General features: G+C 62.8%; 17 protein-coding genes. 12 read left to right on the forward strand and 5 right to left on the reverse strand.

Annotated features, from left to right (window positions below; all coding sequences use genetic code 11):
* Window positions 1–33 precede the first annotated feature (33 nt).
* On the forward strand, window positions 34–939 hold the full coding sequence (locus tag JQ567_RS24895; protein ID WP_212441250.1) for a LysR substrate-binding domain-containing protein: 906 nt from the start codon (window positions 34–36) through the stop codon (window positions 937–939).
* Between the two features lie 220 nt (window positions 940–1,159).
* Window positions 1,160–2,842 (forward strand): SWIM zinc finger domain-containing protein, encoded by a 1,683-nt coding sequence (locus tag JQ567_RS24900; RefSeq protein WP_249165696.1) that lies wholly within the window; start codon window positions 1,160–1,162, stop codon window positions 2,840–2,842.
* Window positions 2,843–2,954: 112 nt separating this feature from the next.
* Here JQ567_RS24900 and JQ567_RS24905 read toward each other — a convergent pair whose 3' ends face one another.
* Window positions 2,955–3,413, reverse strand: coding sequence for an SRPBCC family protein (locus tag JQ567_RS24905; protein WP_212441251.1), 459 nt, complete (start codon window positions 3,411–3,413; stop codon window positions 2,955–2,957).
* Between the two features lie 118 nt (window positions 3,414–3,531).
* Here JQ567_RS24905 and JQ567_RS24910 point away from each other — a divergent pair, with 118 nt between their 5' ends.
* The 7 genes from JQ567_RS24910 (at window position 3,532) to JQ567_RS24940 (ending at window position 8,566) form a co-directional block, all read left to right on the forward strand.
* Window positions 3,532–4,617, forward strand: a complete 1,086-nt coding sequence (locus tag JQ567_RS24910) for an adenylate/guanylate cyclase domain-containing protein (protein WP_212441252.1) — start codon at window positions 3,532–3,534, stop codon at window positions 4,615–4,617.
* A gap of 82 nt (window positions 4,618–4,699) precedes the next feature.
* Window positions 4,700–5,053, forward strand: a complete 354-nt coding sequence (locus JQ567_RS24915; RefSeq protein ID WP_212264863.1) for a helix-turn-helix transcriptional regulator — start codon at window positions 4,700–4,702, stop codon at window positions 5,051–5,053.
* A gap of 12 nt (window positions 5,054–5,065) precedes the next feature.
* On the forward strand, window positions 5,066–5,596 hold the full coding sequence (locus tag JQ567_RS24920; RefSeq protein ID WP_212441253.1) for an SRPBCC family protein: 531 nt from the start codon (window positions 5,066–5,068) through the stop codon (window positions 5,594–5,596).
* Window positions 5,597–5,650: 54 nt separating this feature from the next.
* The gene (locus JQ567_RS24925; RefSeq protein WP_212441254.1) at window positions 5,651–6,397 is read left to right on the forward strand and encodes a DUF899 family protein; all 747 of its coding nucleotides are present in this window, start codon (window positions 5,651–5,653) and stop codon (window positions 6,395–6,397) included.
* Window positions 6,398–6,501: 104 nt separating this feature from the next.
* Complete coding sequence (locus JQ567_RS24930) at window positions 6,502–6,789, forward strand: hypothetical protein (protein WP_212441255.1); 288 nt, start codon at window positions 6,502–6,504, stop codon at window positions 6,787–6,789.
* Between the two features lie 42 nt (window positions 6,790–6,831).
* Window positions 6,832–7,257 (forward strand): GFA family protein, encoded by a 426-nt coding sequence (locus tag JQ567_RS24935; RefSeq protein WP_212441256.1) that lies wholly within the window; start codon window positions 6,832–6,834, stop codon window positions 7,255–7,257.
* A gap of 94 nt (window positions 7,258–7,351) precedes the next feature.
* Window positions 7,352–8,566: an MFS transporter gene (locus tag JQ567_RS24940; RefSeq protein WP_212441257.1), complete on the forward strand. Its 1,215-nt coding sequence runs from the start codon at window positions 7,352–7,354 to the stop codon at window positions 8,564–8,566.
* 22 nt (window positions 8,567–8,588) lie between these two features.
* Here the strand turns inward: JQ567_RS24940 and JQ567_RS24945 are convergent, their stop codons facing one another.
* The 4 genes from JQ567_RS24945 to JQ567_RS24955 form a co-directional block, all read right to left on the reverse strand.
* Window positions 8,589–9,545: a hypothetical protein gene (locus JQ567_RS24945; RefSeq protein WP_212441258.1), complete on the reverse strand. Its 957-nt coding sequence runs from the start codon at window positions 9,543–9,545 to the stop codon at window positions 8,589–8,591.
* Window positions 9,546–9,547: 2 nt separating this feature from the next.
* Window positions 9,548–11,839, reverse strand: a complete 2,292-nt coding sequence (locus JQ567_RS24950; protein WP_212441259.1) for an AAA family ATPase — start codon at window positions 11,837–11,839, stop codon at window positions 9,548–9,550.
* Entirely contained in the window at window positions 11,826–11,957 is a 132-nt protein-coding gene (locus tag JQ567_RS38675; RefSeq protein WP_283816549.1) for a hypothetical protein, read from the reverse strand. The genes JQ567_RS24950 and JQ567_RS38675 overlap by 14 nt, the downstream gene beginning before the upstream one ends.
* Window positions 11,958–12,119: 162 nt before the next feature.
* Window positions 12,120–12,557, reverse strand: coding sequence for a VOC family protein (locus JQ567_RS24955; RefSeq protein ID WP_212441260.1), 438 nt, complete (start codon window positions 12,555–12,557; stop codon window positions 12,120–12,122).
* Between the two features lie 192 nt (window positions 12,558–12,749).
* Here JQ567_RS24955 and JQ567_RS24960 point away from each other — a divergent pair, with 192 nt between their 5' ends.
* The 3 genes from JQ567_RS24960 (at window position 12,750) to JQ567_RS24970 (ending at window position 15,828) form a co-directional block, all read left to right on the forward strand.
* Window positions 12,750–13,934, forward strand: a complete 1,185-nt coding sequence (locus JQ567_RS24960; RefSeq protein WP_212441314.1) for an aminotransferase class V-fold PLP-dependent enzyme — start codon at window positions 12,750–12,752, stop codon at window positions 13,932–13,934.
* A gap of 139 nt (window positions 13,935–14,073) precedes the next feature.
* Window positions 14,074–14,424, forward strand: coding sequence for a Lin0512 family protein (locus JQ567_RS24965; RefSeq protein ID WP_192739734.1), 351 nt, complete (start codon window positions 14,074–14,076; stop codon window positions 14,422–14,424).
* A gap of 69 nt (window positions 14,425–14,493) precedes the next feature.
* A complete protein-coding gene (locus JQ567_RS24970; RefSeq protein WP_212441261.1) occupies window positions 14,494–15,828 on the forward strand; it encodes an amidohydrolase in 1,335 nt (444 codons plus the stop codon).
* The last annotated feature ends 5 nt before the right edge of the window (window positions 15,829–15,833 follow it).

A 15,833-nucleotide genomic window follows, 5' to 3' on the forward strand; every position in this document is an offset into this window, starting at 1 on the left:
AAGGATGCTTGAATCGATGAGCTGTATTCGTCGATGATTGGCGAGTTGCCGCCTTTGCAGTGGCTGCTGACCTTCCGCGCCGTGATGGAGGCCGGCAGCTTTGTCGGCGCGGCCAGGCTGTTGAACCTGACGCCTTCTGCGATCAGCCATCAGATGCGTGCGCTGGAAGGCACGCTCGGGCGCCCGCTGTTCCTGCGCGTCAAGCGAACCGTCATCCCGACCGAGGAGGCGCTGACCTACAGCGCATCGATAGGGGAGAGCTTCGCCCGGCTCGTGACCGCAACCAGCCGCGTTGCCTCCGGCGCTGGCGTGCGCCGGCTGCCGATCCACGCTTCGCCAAGCTTCGCGACGCTTTGGCTGGTGCCACGGCTCGGCCAGTTCCTGCGCGAGCACCCGGCGATCGACATTGCGCTCTACGCCAGTCACGAGCCGGCGCGGCTCGGCCAGGACGGCATCCTGGTCGATATCCAGTATGCGCGTCCGGTGCCGGAATCCTGCGAGGCGGTGCCGCTGGTCGAGGAGTTGATCGTGCCGCTGGCGAGCGCAAGCTTCGTCGCCGAGCATCGATTGACGGCGCCTGCCGATATCGCCCGCGTGCCGCTGATCCACTCGCTGCGTTGCGTGGTGCCGTGGGACCAGTGGTCGGCCAGGCACGCGCGGCTGGTGCCGCTCAATCCGCGCGGCCTGCAGTTCGACCGCGCCCATCTTGCACTTGCAGTCGCCGCAGACGGGCTGGGCCTCGCGCTCGAATCGACCTTGCAAGCGGGAGACCATCTGCGCCGGGGCGCATTGATCATGCCTTTCGGGCCGCTCGGCATTCCTGCGGTCGCTCACCGACTGCTCTATCGCCGCGAGGATCGCGCCAATCCGGAAATCATCGCCTTTGTTGACTGGATCACTGGCATGCTGGCGCAGGAACGCCATTCCGAGTGGCGGTGAAGACGAAACTCAGCGCTCAGAACCGTTTAGCGCTGGCGTGCCGCAATTTTGAAGACACCTCACGTCCGGAGGGGCGGCGATGGAAGGACCGATCCGGCCAAGCGCATCGATGGTGGATTCCTGTCGATCGTTCGGTAACTATTCTTTCTCGGAGGCGATCTATGTGAGTTGATGAGGGCGTTGCAATTCGACGGGCGTGATTCCTGCTGTAACCGTTCCTATGCAAGCCAAGAGCCCACCCCGCTTCGACGTCGAGGTCCTGCGCGAACGTGCGGGCGCAAAGGTGTTTGCGCGCGGCGAAGCCTATTCCGTCAGCGGACAGGTTGAGATTCTCGTCATCGGGCCTCGGCGCGTGCTGGCAGAGGTCGCGGGAACGGAAGATTATCGCGTGGAACTGACAGGGCAGGGCAAGGAGTTTGATGGCGCGTGCTCATGCCCCGCGTACGGAGACTGGGGATTCTGCAAGCATCTGGTGGCCACCGCACTGGCGGCGAACGACGCGAGAACCGACGGCTATGATGCGTTTGCGCGGATTCGCAATCATCTGAAACAAAAAGGTGTCGACGCTCTCGTCGAAATGATCGTGGATATGGCGGAACAGGATACTGCATTGCTCCGCAAGCTCGACAACGCCGCCGCGTTGATGCACGCCGATGACAAGACGCTTGGAGCGCGATTGCGCAAGGCGATCGACGACGCGACGCGCGTCAGGGATTTTATTGATTATCGCAAGGCTTCCGGCTGGGTAGCCAATGTGGATTCTGTGCTCGACTCCGTTGCCGGTCTCGCATCCGGCACTCGCGCCGCCCTTGCATGCGAGCTTGCCGTGCGCGCGATCGAGCGGATCGAGCAAGCGATCGAGGGGATCGACGATTCCGACGGAGGTTGTGGCGCGCTGTTGGGCCGGGCGCGCGACATACATCTTGCCGCGGTTCGCGAAATACGGCCCGAGCCAATACAACTCGCCCGCGATCTATTCGCCCGCGAGATGCAGGACGAATACGGGACGTTCGACGGCGCCGTGGCGCTTTACGCCGAGGTGCTCGGCGAGAGCGGGCTCGCCGAATATCGACGGCTCGCTGCCGAGGCGTGGGAGAATCTGTCCCCGTGCAGCGGCCGCGGGAGGCAGCAGGAGCCGGAGCAGCAGGAGTTCAACGATAATTCGGACCAACTCATGAGGATTCTCGATTTCTTTGCCGAACGCGCCGGCGACGTCGACGCCCGCATTGCCCTGCGGGCCAAGGACCTGTCCTCCCAGTGGGACTATTTGCAACTCGCCGAATTCTGCCGCACGCACGGGCGCGAGGAAGAGGCCGTTCGCCGTGCTGAGGAGGGACTGTGGGTGTTCGAGGACGAGCGGCCGGACGAGCGACTCGTACTCTTCGCCGCGGACGCCCTGTCGAAGGCAGGTCGAAGCGCAAATGCCGAGGCGCACCTGTGGCGTGCTTTCGAAAAGACGCCTTCGCTCCATCTCTACTCGCGGCTGCGCAAATTCGGCGGCGAGGAAACCCGCGATCGCGCTGTCAGCTTCCTGGAGGCCAAGCAGGCCTCAGGCGCGCGATTCCATTGGTTTCAGCCGTCCGATCTTCTGGTCCGGATATGGATGCAGGAGAAGATGTTCGATGCGGCCTGGGCGGTGGCGCGGAAGCACGGCCTGTCGCCGGTCTTGAAGGACGAACTTGCCAGAGCGAGCGAAGCGACCCATCCGCGTGAGGCACTTGAAGTTCATGCCGAACGCGTTGTGCTGCTTGTCACTACTGGTGGCAATGCAGCATATGCGGAGGCAGCAAAATTGATCGCGCGCATGGCGACTATGCGCAGCAAAAAGGAGCAGGCGGATTATGTCCTGGGGCTCAAAGCGCGTTTCGATCGCAAGCGTAATTTCATGAAGTTGTTGGTTTGACTTGGCGCCAGCACGCGAAGCGATGCTCTGCCAGAGCGGCGCCGGCCGCCTGCGCTCGGCGCTTGATCTTCCCACGCCGGCCGCTTGACGAGAATGACGCGGGGATGAAACGTCAAGCCGCGCCCCGCGTGCCGTTCGGTCCCCGATCGGGGCCGGGATCGCGGCCGGCAGCGGCTGATGTGAGCCGGCCGAGATAATGCGCCCAACCCTTGTCATGGCTGGCGCGGGTCGCCTCGTTGGGAAGGCCGCTATGGGTCATGCGCAGCAGCGTGCCGCCATCCTGTTCGATCAAATCGATTTCGATCAGGCTTGATCCCGGCGGCACCTCGTCGTTGGTTTCCCAGCCAAAACTGTAGGCGAGGCGGTGCACCGGCACGACTTCGCGGAAGGCGCCGCGCGCGGTGGCGCTGCCAACGCCTTTGAGGAGATAGAGCCCGCCCGGATGCATCTCCGTCGTCGCCTCGGTCCCCATCCACTGCACGATCTTGTCGGGATCGGTGAGGAAGGCGAATACGCTGGCGCGTGGCGCCGCAATGTGGGTCTCGCGCTGGACGACGAACGCTTCAGTCATCGAAAACCTCGTTGTTCGTTGGCATGAAGAAGGTGCAACCGATGCGAACATATGCCCGCGCGCGGATTTACCAAGGGCAGTTGATGACAATGACGCGCCGCTGCCACATGATCGGCCCATGCAACTCAATTCGACGCTGACATGGCTGGTGGATGCGGCGGGCGCTTCACCGGGTGCGGACTGGTTCCTTGCCGAACTCGGTGCGCATTTGATCGCTGATAATCTGCCGCTCGCCGGCGGCGCCCTGACGCTCGCGGTTCCGCATCCGATCATTGCCCGCCGCACCTGGTTGTGGCGGGCCGAGAACGGCGAGGTGATCGAGGCGGTGGGTTTTGCGCCGGCAGATGCAGGACAGAAGGATTCCGCTGGCGATGCCGGTCGACGTTGGCTGGCCGGGCTCGCGGACGGAATGGTGCATGAAAACGTCGTGGGTCCGGGACCGGATGGACCGGTGCTCTCATGGATCGGGCCGCGCCAGTTCACGGAAGCAGAGATCGCCCGGCTGCGCGAGGTCACCCGTTTTGCCGCAGCACCACTCGCAGCCCTTTCAGCGCGCGCGACGCTGACCGCAACGCTCGAGGCCTATCTCGGCCGGCGCAGCGCGGCGCGCATTTTGGCAGGACCGTTGCGGCGCGATGTCGGAGAAACCATCCGTGCCGCGTTGCTCTATGCGGATTTGCGCAGCTTCACCGCGCTGTCCGAGACTTCGCCGCCGGCTTCCGTCATCACCGCGCTGGATGCCTGGTTCGATTGCATGGCCGGCGCCGTTCACGCCTTCGGCGGCGAAGTGCTGAAATTCATCGGCGATGGCATGCTGGCGATCTTTCCCGTCAGCGGAGACAATCCCGGCGATGCCTGCAACGCGGCGCTTCGTGCGGTCACATCGGCGCAAGCCGGCATGGCGCATCTTGATGGGATCAGGCGGGAGCAGGGGTTGCCATCGCTGGCGTTTGGCGCGGCGCTGCATCTCGGCGAAATTCTTTGGGGCAATGTCGGCGCGGCGGACCGGCTGGATTTCACCGCGATCGGTCCTGCCGTCAATCTGGTCAGCCGGCTCGAAGGGCTTTGCCGGCCGCTCGGCCGGACGGTTTTGATTTCCGGTGCGGTCGCCGCCGGGATCACCGCAAAACTGATCCCGCTCGGAACGCATCCGCTGCGCGGCATCGCCGCTCCCTGCGACGTCTACACCGTGCCGGACGGCTAGCCCCGGAACCCGAAAGAGCCCGATCACAAAGAAGTTAAACCGATCGGTTGACAATTCGCCGTGGGCGACTATGTTAAACCACATGGTTGAACAACACGCCCATCTGGACGCTGTCTTTCATGCCCTCGCGGATCCCACCCGGCGGGCCATGCTTGGCCAGCTCGCGGAACGCGAACTCACGATCGGGGAACTCGCTACCCCATTCAGTATGAGTTTCGCGGGCGCCTCCAAACATGTGCGGGTGCTCGAGAACGCGGGCCTGGTGACGCGCACGATCCAGGGCCGGACCCATCTGTGCCGCCTGCAAGCGGCGCGGCTTGCCGAAGCCAATGAGTGGCTCAGACGTTACGAACGCTTCTGGAATGAAAAGCTCGACACCTTGGAATCCCTGCTGCGCGCCGAAGACGAAGCGGCAGCAAAGAAAAGCAAGACGTGAAGGAGTAGAACGATGGATGCGAAGACACCCGATGCCTACGGCACGCTGATCGAACCCACGACGCTGAAGATCCAGCGGTTGCTGCCCGGTCCGATCGAGCGCATCTGGGCCTATCTCACGGATAGCGAACTGCGCCGCAAATGGCTGGCGGCAGGCGCGATGGAGATGAAGGTCGGCGCGCCCGTCGAATTCGTCTGGCGCAACGGCGAGCTCAACGACCCGCCAAGCCCGCGGCCGGCCGACTTCCTCGAAGAGCACCGCATGCAAAGCCGGATCACCGAACTCGATCCGATGCGCAAGCTTTCGATCGCCTGGAACAACAGCGGCGACGTGACGTTTGAACTGGAGCCAAGCGGGCAGGGCGTGCTGCTGACGGTGATCCATCGCCGCCTGCCGGATCGCGCAACCCTGCTCAAGGTCGGCGCCGGCTGGCATATGCACCTCGATGTCCTTGTCGCCCGCGCATCCGGCAACGAGCCGGCGCCGTTCTGGCAAGGCTGGAGTCGCCTGCGAGACGAATACGAACGGCGGCTTCCGGCCTGACGCCGCAGCACGACGCGTAACGCAACAAGCATCGCAACCAACAGGAGGCTAGCTATGACTCTAGCAATGAAGACTCATGTCGTTTCGGCACAGGAGTGGGAAGCCGCACGTCAGCAGATGCTGGTGAAGGAGAAGGCCAATACCCGCGCCCGTGACGCGCTGGCCGCCGAGCGCCGGCGGATGCCGTGGATGGCCGTGGAGAAGAGTTACGCGTTCGAAGGACCCGGCGGCAGAGCGAGCCTGGTCGATCTGTTCGACGGCCGCCTCCAGCTGATCGTGTACCGTGCCTTCTTCGAGCCCGGCGTGCATGGCTGGCCCGAACAGGCCTGCCGCGGTTGCTCCATGGTGGCCGACCAGGTCGCCCACGTCGCTCATTTGAACGCCCGCGACACCACGCTCGCGTTTGTCTCGCGCGCGCCGCAGGCGGACATCGCGCGGCTGAAGAAGCGGATGGAATGGAAGATGCCCTGGTACACCATCACCGACAGCTTCGACAAAGACTTCGGCGTCGACGAATGGCACGGCACCAACGTGTTCATCCGCGATGGCAACAAGGTTTTCCGGACCTACTTCATCAACAACCGCGGCGACGAGCAGATGGGTGGCACCTGGAACTACCTCGACATCACGCCGCTCGGCCGCCAGGAGGTCTGGGAGGACTCGCCTGCGGGCTATCCGCAGACACCGACCTACAAATGGTGGAACTGGCACGACAGCTATGTCCCGGACGCCGCGCCCGACAAAAAATGGGTCGAGGTGTCGGACGCCGGCGAGGCCGCCATGCGGAAACAAGCCGGCTAGCCTGGTGACATGCGGCATCGCTCGCTCGCGCCGAGCATTCTGCGCGAGCGATGCCCCGGGGCAGGTAGCAGCGGCGCAACAGCGCTTTGCCGCAGGAGACAAACATGCACGATATTCACGCCCTCGCACGCGATTCTGGCGGTCTTCCTCGTGAAAACGGCAACGCGGCGATGATCAGCGCCGCCGATTTTCTATATCTCGCCGCCGCGCCGACCTTCGCGATCATGGCGCTGCTGACGAGCTTCCTTGGATCATCCGACGCCCTTTGCGCGAGTGCGGGGGCGTCGCCGCTGGGCGGAATGGTCCCGATGTATTTGCTGATGAGCGCCTTTCATTTGGCGCCTTGGCTGAAGCTGATCTCTCACCGGCGAAACGGTGTCCGCCGGCGCTGATCCCACGTTCGAAATTAAATCATCCCACTGGAAGGAAACGACATGAGCAATGCCTATGCCGGCGGCTGCGCCTGCGCCGCGATCCGTTATGAAATCTCCGGCGAACCGGTCTTTATGAACCACTGCCAGTGCCAGGATTGTCAGCGCAGGAGCGGCACCGGGCACGGCTCCTATCTGACCTTCGCGGGCAGGAAGGGCGTGAAACTCGAAGGCAAGGCGGCACATTGCGACGTCGTTGGCGACAGCGGCAATGTGAAGACGCACAGCTTCTGCCCCGCCTGCGGCTCGCCGGTCTATCTGACGTTTGCGGCGATGCCGGATCTCTTCACCGTGCACGCGGCGAGCCTCGACGATCCCGGCCGATTCAAGCCGCAAGTCGTCACCTACGCGATGCGCGGCCACGCCTGGGATGATCTCGATCCGGGTTTGCCGAAATTCGACAAGATGCCACCTGCTGCCAGTTCCTGAACCGGCCACGCACCTCAAAAAAAGATCCTGATCATGTCGCCTTTGGCGCTTCTCAAACGTCTTGAACCGAGAGGCGCCAAAACGGAGATTTGTAATGGACCATTCTCGCTATCGTTGGGTAATCGTTGCGGCCGGCGGCACGCTCGGCTGCGTCGCGATCGGCGCGATGTTTTCGCTGCCGGTGCTGTTGCAATCGATCACGCGTGATACAGGCTGGTCGGTCGCCGGCGTATCGAGCGCGATGACGGTCGGTTTCCTGGCGATGGCGTGCTGCAGCATGCTCTGGGGCTCGCTGTCCGACCGCTTCGGACCGCTGCCGGTGGTGCTGACGGGATCATTGGTGCTGGCAGGAAGCCTCTTGCTCGCAAGCCTGGCGACGTCGCTGCTGGCGTTCCAGTTCGTCTTCGGCGTTCTGGTCGGCGGCGCGATTGCCGCGATCTTTGCCCCGATGATGGCCTGCGTCACCGGCTGGTTCGATACAAATCGCAGCCTCGCGGTCTCATTGGTGTCGGCCGGCATGGGAATAGCGCCCATGACCATGGCGCCGCTGGTGGCCTGGCTGGTCTCGGTCCATGACTGGCGAACGACGCTGCAGATCGTGGCTGCGATTGTTGCCGTCATCATGATTCCGGTATCGCTGTTGGTGCGGCGCCCGCCGGCGCTCGTAGCCGCCAACGCCAGTGCCCCGGCAAACGGCGCGCAGCAAACCGAGATGACGGTGGGCGAGGCGGTGCGTTCGCCCCAGTTCGCGATCCTGCTGCTGACGAATTTCTTTTGCTGCGCCACCCATTCGGGACCGATCATCCACACCGTCAGCTATGCCGTCAGCTGCGGCATCCCGCTGATCGCGGCAGTTTCGATCTACAGCCTCGAAGGGTTCGCAGGGCTCTTTGGCCGCATCGGGTTCGGCATCCTTGGCGACCGGCTGGGCGCCAAGCGCGTTCTCGTCGCGGGATTGCTGGTGCAGGCCTTCGGCGCGCTGGCCTATGTGTTCGTCCGTGACCTTGCCGGCTTCTATGCTGTGGCGGCGGTGTTCGGCTTCATCTACGCTGGCACGATGCCGCTCTATGCTGCGATCGCGCGCGAGAATTTTCCGCTGAAGATGATGGGCACCGTGATCGGCGGCACAGCGATGGCGGGCAGCCTCGGCATGGCCATGGGACCGGTGGCCGGCGGTCTGATCTACGATATCCTTGGTAGCTACACGTGGCTCTATGTCGGCTCCTGGGCCATGGGACTTGGCGCGTTCCTGATCGCGATGACCTTCAAGCCGTTCCCCAGAGTGCAGACGGCGCCAGTGCCGGCGTGAAGGTCACTCGCGGCGAGGTTGCTCATGGTGGCGGTGGCGACGAGATCGCGCTGCTGAACTCGCGCAGCCATTGGCGCGCCAATGTCGAAAATGGCTCGGTGGGCTCTGCCATCGACCGCATCTCGGCCAGCGTACGGTCGGCGAGGAAGCGGAGGCGTTGGACAATCGCATCGGCACGGCCTTGAGGCAAAGCGTCCTTGACGGCCGGATCGGCTATCTCGGCCGCCATGTCAGTAAGTTCAACGGCGATATTTCCCAGGAACTCGAGCCGTCGGAGCAGGCGGGTGCGCTCCTGCACGAGCCGCAGGCGGTTGAGGCCGTAGGTATGGATCGATGTCGTACCACGGGGGCTGGGCGTTGCCGGTCCGCCGGTCGGCAGCACCAGGCCAAGCGGGTTGTTGTGATCGATGTGAAAGACCAGATCGGCTTCCGGATCATCGCGGCAGGGGTCGAGCAATAGCGCGGCCTCTGCCGCATAATTCGTGCTCTCAGCCGGGATGCGGGTGCCGGCTATCGGGAAACTGTCCTGCTTCCCCGACTGGCTTGTCGGCTGGCCGGCCCGCGTCCGGCTCGTCCGCAGCAGATCCTGAAGGCTGGACCCCTGGCCAACGACGATCTGCCCTCGGCGGCGGTTGCAGTCGATGCAACTCGGCAGCAAATTGTGCCAGTCCATCGCCAGCCACCAATAACCGGGATGCGAAGTATCCTCGGCCACGCGGCCCTTGGGACGGTAGTGCTCGACGTCAACCGGAGCCGAGTTGGCGAAGAAAGTCTCACAGTAGGCGCACTTGCCGTGGAAGAGGGCCTCCAGCGCACGTTTGACTTCGTCGTCCTTATAGGCGGCGAACGGAAAGCCGCCTTTTTTGGGATTCGAATCGGCAGCATGCTCGCGCGCACGATCGAGTTCGGTTTTTCCCTCTTTGTTGGTTTTCGAGAGCGCTGCGGGGACCGCTTCCGCGTTGCGATCGACCTTGCGCACGATCAGATGCCCCTCAATGCAGCGACGATGTCCTGGCGGGCCTTGTCGCTCAAGGCTCGCATCCGGTCCGCCGACGCCTTGCGACGCTCGCGTAGATACTGGACGACCGCTTCCTGCACGAGACGATGCACCGCCGACGATCCGACTGGAAGCGCCGAGGCGATGTCGGCATTGAAGCGGTCAATCGTATCGAGTTCGGCCGTGCTGAGGGCGGTCCTTTGCCGTGCAAGGAGGTCGCCGATCTCCGCCAGCTTTGCGTCGGTCTCGGGCGTGTCCGTCGAGAAAAGCTGAAAGAGGTTGGATGTCAGCAGTTGCTCCAAGGTAAGCTTCGAGACAGAAGGCACATCGTGCAACTGTTCGACAAACACCGGCAGATCGGTGCCCCCGGTCACGTCGCTGCTCGCCACCTTCTGCATGACGCGGACTTCACCGTCGCCCATGCCGCGCAGGCAGAGAGGGTCGTGCGTTGTCGCGATGAAGGTAACATTGGGAAGCGCCTTGCGCAGCCCGCGCATGATCTGCATCTTCCAGCGCGGGTGAAGATGCGCCTCGACTTCGTCAATGAGGACGACCGCCCGTGCGGCGGCCAGCGTCTCGAACCCGCCATAGACGCGGGGATCCATCAGGCCTTCGAAGATGTCGCAGACCATCGCCAGTACCGAACGAAAGCCGGAGCTCGCGATATGCAGCGGCGTCGAGATGTCGACGTAGCTGCCGTCGGGCTTCGTCATGCGTGTCATGATCAGACAGCGTTTTTCCTCACGCTTGATGACCTCGAATTCGTCGTCGATCGAGAAAATATCGCGCAGGGCGCGAACAACCATATTGAAATGTGTTGGGTCGAGGCTGAGCAACCATCGCTCGGGGTTGGACAATAGCTGATCGGGTCGGAACAGGCTCTGGATATACTTTTCCGGCGTATGCTTACGACGTCGATCGGTGTAGTGCCGGAACGCGCCATAGGCGAAGACGGGTGGTACCGGGACGTCGGTCTCATTCCGGTCCTGATACCCGTTTTCGGATATGGTCAGGTGACGAGACCGGATGCCGTCCAGCGCAAGCGTGACTTCTGCGGTGCGGCTGGCATGATCGGGTCCAGCGCCGAGGAAGGCTGGATCAAGCGGCAGCGAATCAACGGCCAGTTTGAGCGCGGTGCGCGCCGTATGATCCGCAAGGGTAAGGCCGATCGCTTCAAGAAGCGAACTCTTGCCGGCAGCGTTCTCGCCGAGGATCAGCACCGACGGCACCGGTGCGGTCGAACCCGCCTCCGGCGCCGCGTCGGGCATGGCCAGATCCAGCGACTCGATCGATCGGAAGTTTCGGACCTGAACCGCGGTAAGGCGGGCGTGGCTGCGGCGGGGCGCTGGAGCTGCTTTCTGCGCAATCGCCACGCCGGTGCGGTCCTCATGCTGCAGCGCGTCCACGGCGGCGTTCAACTGCTTGCCAATGTCGCCTCGGCCATAAAATCGCATGAACGATGCATGTATGCCATTGCGGGAGGCGTTGATCTGCGGCAGTCCCTGTGCCCGCAACACCTTGGCGAAGCGGCGCAAGAGGATGAACCAGCTGCCACCGAACTCGATCTCGGCAAATGAAAACAGATTGTGTTGACGGTTGCCAGACGTAAGCGCGAAGGTAAGCTGATCGAAGCGCTCGTTGAATGTCATGCGCCGGGCCGCGACGCGTGATTCATCGTTAAGTTTGAAATGGTCGACGGTTGTGCGGGCTGCTTCCGTGCGTGGCACGAGCCGGCCTTGCAGTTCGACGTGGAAGTGGCCATAGAGCTCGCTACGGCCGCAAGGATCGAGCAGGAGCGCCTTTTCCCGCGGCGGATGATCGCGCCACAGTCCGATGCCCTCCTTGATGTATCGATCGATTTGCTCGTCGGTGGGCAGCGAAGTCCGATTGCCCTTGACCGGGAAAAAATCCGGCTCGGATGGGTCGCACCGATCGCAAATCGAATAGATGTTCTCCCAGGCGTCGGCGAGCCAAACATAATAGAGGTGGCCGATCTCGGAGGCCACGAAAGGACGTGCCTCGGCTGGCGGCCGGAATCGATATGGCTTTATTGGCACGCGCATCTCGCAAAATGCGCATTTCTGGTAGAAGAGCAGGTCCAGGGCCTTGAAAACCGAGGGGTGTTTGAGGAGGTACGACTCCTGGGGGGCCGTCGTCTGCGCACGCTTGACCGTTTCTGTGCGCAGATAGTCACGCAACACGGAGCGATTGCGTTGCGCCTCGCTGATTCGGAACGCCTCGGGTGGAGGCTCGCGGCCGCGCTCAAATCGCTGCATCGCTCAGCGCCTCGATTTTCCGGTGCTCTTCTCCCTCTTGGTGCTTTTCTTCTTTCGAGCCTTTTTGGCGGTCGTTTTGGCCAGCCCTCGGATCGTCAATTCCGCCGCGTTCACGCATGTGATCCCCAATCATTTTGCGCAATACAAGCCAAAGTAGCATTGCCGGCGAGAGAAGGCGAGTGAACTGGATCACATCCACGGGCGACGGCCGGCAAGACGGATCAATATTGCAACAGACGGTGAGATTGTTGCAAACGCGCACGCCTTGCTGTGTCAGGGTTCAGCCGGCAAATGCCTTTTCCAGATCGGCAATAACGATCTTTCGCATCTTCATCATCGCCTGCATCGCGCGATCGGCTTTTTTGCGATCGGGATCGCCGAGGTATCGGCCCAGTGCCGTGGGCACAACCTGCCAGGACAGGCCGAATTTGTCCTTCAGCCATCCGCATTGCGATTCCTCGCCGCCGTCGGCGGTCAGCCTGCTCCAGAAATAGTCCACCTCTTCCTGGGTCTCGACGCTGATGAAGAAGGAGACCGCCTCGTTGAATTTGTACTTGGGGCCGCCATTGAGGGCGTTGAACTTCTGCCCCTCGAGTTCGAAACTCGCCATGAAGTCATTGACGACCTCGACCTTGGCATTGGGAAACACCGATTTGTAGAAGGCGACGGCCGCCGGGACGTTGTTGTCGAACCAGAGGAACGGCGTGATGGAAGTCATGACGGATGTCCTTGTCAGTTGGGGGGAATCGGCAGGCTTGGTGCTTTGGAGGGAGTGGGCTCGGGGGGAGGACGAACGAGGGGACAGGATTCCGACACGGCCTGTTTCTTTTTTTCTCTATGCCAAATCCACCCCTCCGGGGGCAGGGCGGGTCTGGTAGGCTTCCTCGGTTCGTCTGAAACCGGATTGCCCATGTCCATTGATCTTGAACGCCTTCGCGCTGAGACGCCCGGTGTTGTCAGCCGTGTCCACCTCAACAATGCCGGCGCCGGCCTGATGCCCTTGCCGGTGCTGCACGTGATGACAGACTACCTCAGGCGAGAGGCCGAGATCGGGGGCTACGAGGCCGCCGCCGAGGCTGCAGCACGCCTTGACGGCGTTTACGACAGTGTTGCCGGTCTGATCGGCGCCGCCAGGGATGAGATTGCGCTGACCGAAAATGCCACTGTGGCGTGGCAAATGGCCTTTTACGCCCTGCCACTGCGCGCCGGCGATCGCATCCTGACCGCGCGGGCCGAATATGCGGCAAACTACGTTGCGTTTCTGCAGGTCGCCAAGCGCACGGGGGCGGTGATTGAGATCATCCCTGATGACGCAAATGGCGTGCTGGATGCGGAAGCGCTGGAGCGGATGCTTGACGATCGGGTGCGTCTGATCGCGATCACCTGGGTGCCCACCAATGGCGGCCTGGTGAATCCTGCGGCCGCCGTCGGCCGCATCGCACGGGCGCACGGGATTCCCTATCTGCTCGACGCGTGTCAGGCCGTCGGACAGATGCCAGTCGACGTCGCGGCGCTTGGCTGCGACATGCTTTCAGCGACGGGACGCAAGTTCTTGCGCGGTCCGCGCGGGACCGGATTCCTGTATGTGCGTCGCGAGCTGCTGGGCAAGCTCGAGCCACCGATGATCGATCATTTCGGCGCGCCGTGGGTGGCGCCCGATCGCTACCAGCTTCGACCTGACGCCCGTCGCTTCGAGACCTGGGAGAACAACTACGCCGCAAGATTAGGGCTCGGTGTCGCGGTGGACTACGCGCGGGCGATCGGAATCGAGCCGATTGCCGCGCGTTGCCGGACGTTGGCTGGCCTGCTGCGCAATGGGCTTGGCCAGATTCCTGATGTCGCGATCCATGATCTTGGACCGCATCCGGCGGCGATCGTCACATTCACCGTCCTGGGCTTTGAGGCCGATGCGGTGAAGACGCATCTGGCCAACGCGGGAATCAATGTCAGCACGTCAGATCCTGCGAGCACGCTGCTCGACGCGAAGCGGCGTGCATTACCTTCGATTGTGCGCGCCTCGCCTCACTATTATAATACGGAGGACGAAATCGATCGTCTGACGACGGCTGTTCGGAAGGTCAGGGATCGCCCGTGATCGGTTTGCGCATCTCACCGCTTCAAGAAAGAGCGGGTCGCCTCGTCGCTTTCAGTCGGCCACTTGCCTTCGGACCGCCACGGCGCGAAACTCTGCGCCGAGACTGATCTCCCCGCACTCCAACGAAAGCAAAAACCTGATGGCACGCGTGCGCTGTATTACCGAAATGGGCATGGGCGTTGATGTTCATGGCCGCGACGCCACCAAGGCCGCGAAGCGCGCGGTCTCGGACGCGATCCGCCACTCCAGCCTCGGCTTCTTCCGGATGCTCGGCAAGACCGCCAACGATATGTACGTCGATGTCACCATCGCCGTGCCGAACCCCGAGGCGGTGGATACCGCGGCGGTCGCCAAGGAATTGCCATATGGCACCAAGACCGTGAAGGCGATCGCGGGCGGGCTCGAGATCCCGTCCGATCTGGGCAACGATCCTATCCTGATCGCCAACGCTGCCGTGATCGTGAGCTTTGACGACGGCAAAACCGGGTAGACTCCCAACAAGCCGTCGTCCAAGCTGCCGATAAGAGCAACACCGGGGAAACAAGGGAGCGTCACCGCCATGAAGCACTCTGTCAAATCCTTGCTCGTGTCCGCGGCGCTCTGCGCCGTCCCGCTCTGGCCCGCGCATGCCGAGTTGGACGTTCCCGCGCTCAAGGCCGCGATCGAAAAAACGTTCGAGGCGGACTATCCAAAGCTCGATGCGCTCTACAAGGACCTCCATGCCCATCCTGAACTCGCCTTTCAGGAGGTAAAGACCGCGGCAAAACTCGCCGCCGAGATGCGCGCGCTTGGTTTTGAGGTCACCGAGAAGGTCGGCAGGACCGGGCTGGTCGCGATTTACAAGAACGGTGACGGCCCCACTATTCTGGTGCGCACCGAGCTCGATGCGCTGCCGATGGAGGAGAAGACCGGCCTCGACTATGCGAGCCGCGAAAAGACCACCTGGAACGGCCGGGAGACGTTCATCGCGCATAGCTGCGGCCATGACATTCACATGGCGAACTGGGTCGGCACGGCGAAGACACTGCTAGGCCTGAAGGACCAGTGGAAGGGCACCTTGATGTTCATCGCGCAGCCGGCCGAGGAAATCGTGCAAGGCGCGAAGGCCATGCTGGATGACGGCCTGTTCACGCGATTTCAGAAGCCCGATTTCGCCTTTGCCTTGCACGCCGGCGGCTTTCCCTACGGCAATCTCAGCTATCGCGTCGGCGTCGGCTCATCCACTGTCGACGGCCTCTACATCAAGTTCCGTGGCCGCGGCGGTCACGGTGCGATGCCGCAGCTGACCATCGATCCCGTGATGATGGCCGCGCGCTTCATCGTCGATGTGCAGAGCGTGATCAGCCGCGAAAAGGATCCGACCGAATTCGCCATTGTCACCATTGGGTCGATCCATAGCGGCACGGTCGGGAATATCATCCCGGACGAGGCAACGCTGCTGGGGACGATTCGCACCTTCAAGCCGGCGGTGCGCAACAAGTTGGTGGCGGGGATCGAACGGACGGCGAAGGCGGTAGCCGCGATGTCGGATGCGCCGGCGCCCGACATCAGGATCGGGGAGGGTACCAAGGCTGTCATCAACGATCCTGCTGTGGTCGCGACCGCCGAGAAGGCGCTGAAGGCGGCGTTCGGCGACAAGCTGCGGCTGACACCCGCGAACACGACAAGCGAGGATTTTTCCGAGTTCGCCGCGGCCGGCGTGCCGTCGATGATGTTCAATATCGGCGTCTACGAGCCGGAACGGTGGCTGGCGGCAAACAGCAGTGGAACGCCGCTGGCGGGCAACCATTCGCCGCTGTTCGCGCCGGTGCCGAAGCCGACCATTCAAACCGGTATCACGGCGATGACGCTCGCGGTGCTCAGCGCATTCGATCAGCATGCAAGAGGCAAATAAACAAT

Origin of the sequence: Bradyrhizobium sp. AUGA SZCCT0431 (assembly GCF_018131065.1) — a bacterium.
Taxonomy (GTDB): Bacteria; Pseudomonadota; Alphaproteobacteria; order Rhizobiales; family Xanthobacteraceae; genus Bradyrhizobium.

Bases quoted from the DNA above. Each gene is read 5' to 3' on its own strand.
- JQ567_RS24895 (WP_212441250.1), top strand. From the start codon at position 34: ATGATTGGCGAGTTGCCGCCTTTGCAGTGGCTGCTGACCTTCCGCGCC.
- JQ567_RS24900 (WP_249165696.1), top strand. From the start codon at position 1,160: ATGCAAGCCAAGAGCCCACCCCGCTTCGACGTCGAGGTCCTGCGCGAA.
- JQ567_RS24905 (WP_212441251.1), bottom strand. From the start codon at position 3,413: ATGACTGAAGCGTTCGTCGTCCAGCGCGAGACCCACATTGCGGCGCCA.
- JQ567_RS24910 (WP_212441252.1), top strand. From the start codon at position 3,532: ATGCAACTCAATTCGACGCTGACATGGCTGGTGGATGCGGCGGGCGCT.
- JQ567_RS24915 (WP_212264863.1), top strand. From the start codon at position 4,700: ATGGTTGAACAACACGCCCATCTGGACGCTGTCTTTCATGCCCTCGCG.
- JQ567_RS24920 (WP_212441253.1), top strand. From the start codon at position 5,066: ATGGATGCGAAGACACCCGATGCCTACGGCACGCTGATCGAACCCACG.
- JQ567_RS24925 (WP_212441254.1), top strand. From the start codon at position 5,651: ATGACTCTAGCAATGAAGACTCATGTCGTTTCGGCACAGGAGTGGGAA.
- JQ567_RS24930 (WP_212441255.1), top strand. From the start codon at position 6,502: ATGCACGATATTCACGCCCTCGCACGCGATTCTGGCGGTCTTCCTCGT.
- JQ567_RS24935 (WP_212441256.1), top strand. From the start codon at position 6,832: ATGAGCAATGCCTATGCCGGCGGCTGCGCCTGCGCCGCGATCCGTTAT.
- JQ567_RS24940 (WP_212441257.1), top strand. From the start codon at position 7,352: ATGGACCATTCTCGCTATCGTTGGGTAATCGTTGCGGCCGGCGGCACG.
- JQ567_RS24950 (WP_212441259.1), bottom strand. From the start codon at position 11,839: ATGCAGCGATTTGAGCGCGGCCGCGAGCCTCCACCCGAGGCGTTCCGA.
- JQ567_RS38675 (WP_283816549.1), bottom strand. From the start codon at position 11,957: ATGCGTGAACGCGGCGGAATTGACGATCCGAGGGCTGGCCAAAACGAC.
- JQ567_RS24955 (WP_212441260.1), bottom strand. From the start codon at position 12,557: ATGACTTCCATCACGCCGTTCCTCTGGTTCGACAACAACGTCCCGGCG.
- JQ567_RS24960 (WP_212441314.1), top strand. From the start codon at position 12,750: ATGTCCATTGATCTTGAACGCCTTCGCGCTGAGACGCCCGGTGTTGTC.
- JQ567_RS24965 (WP_192739734.1), top strand. From the start codon at position 14,074: ATGGCACGCGTGCGCTGTATTACCGAAATGGGCATGGGCGTTGATGTT.
- JQ567_RS24970 (WP_212441261.1), top strand. From the start codon at position 14,494: ATGAAGCACTCTGTCAAATCCTTGCTCGTGTCCGCGGCGCTCTGCGCC.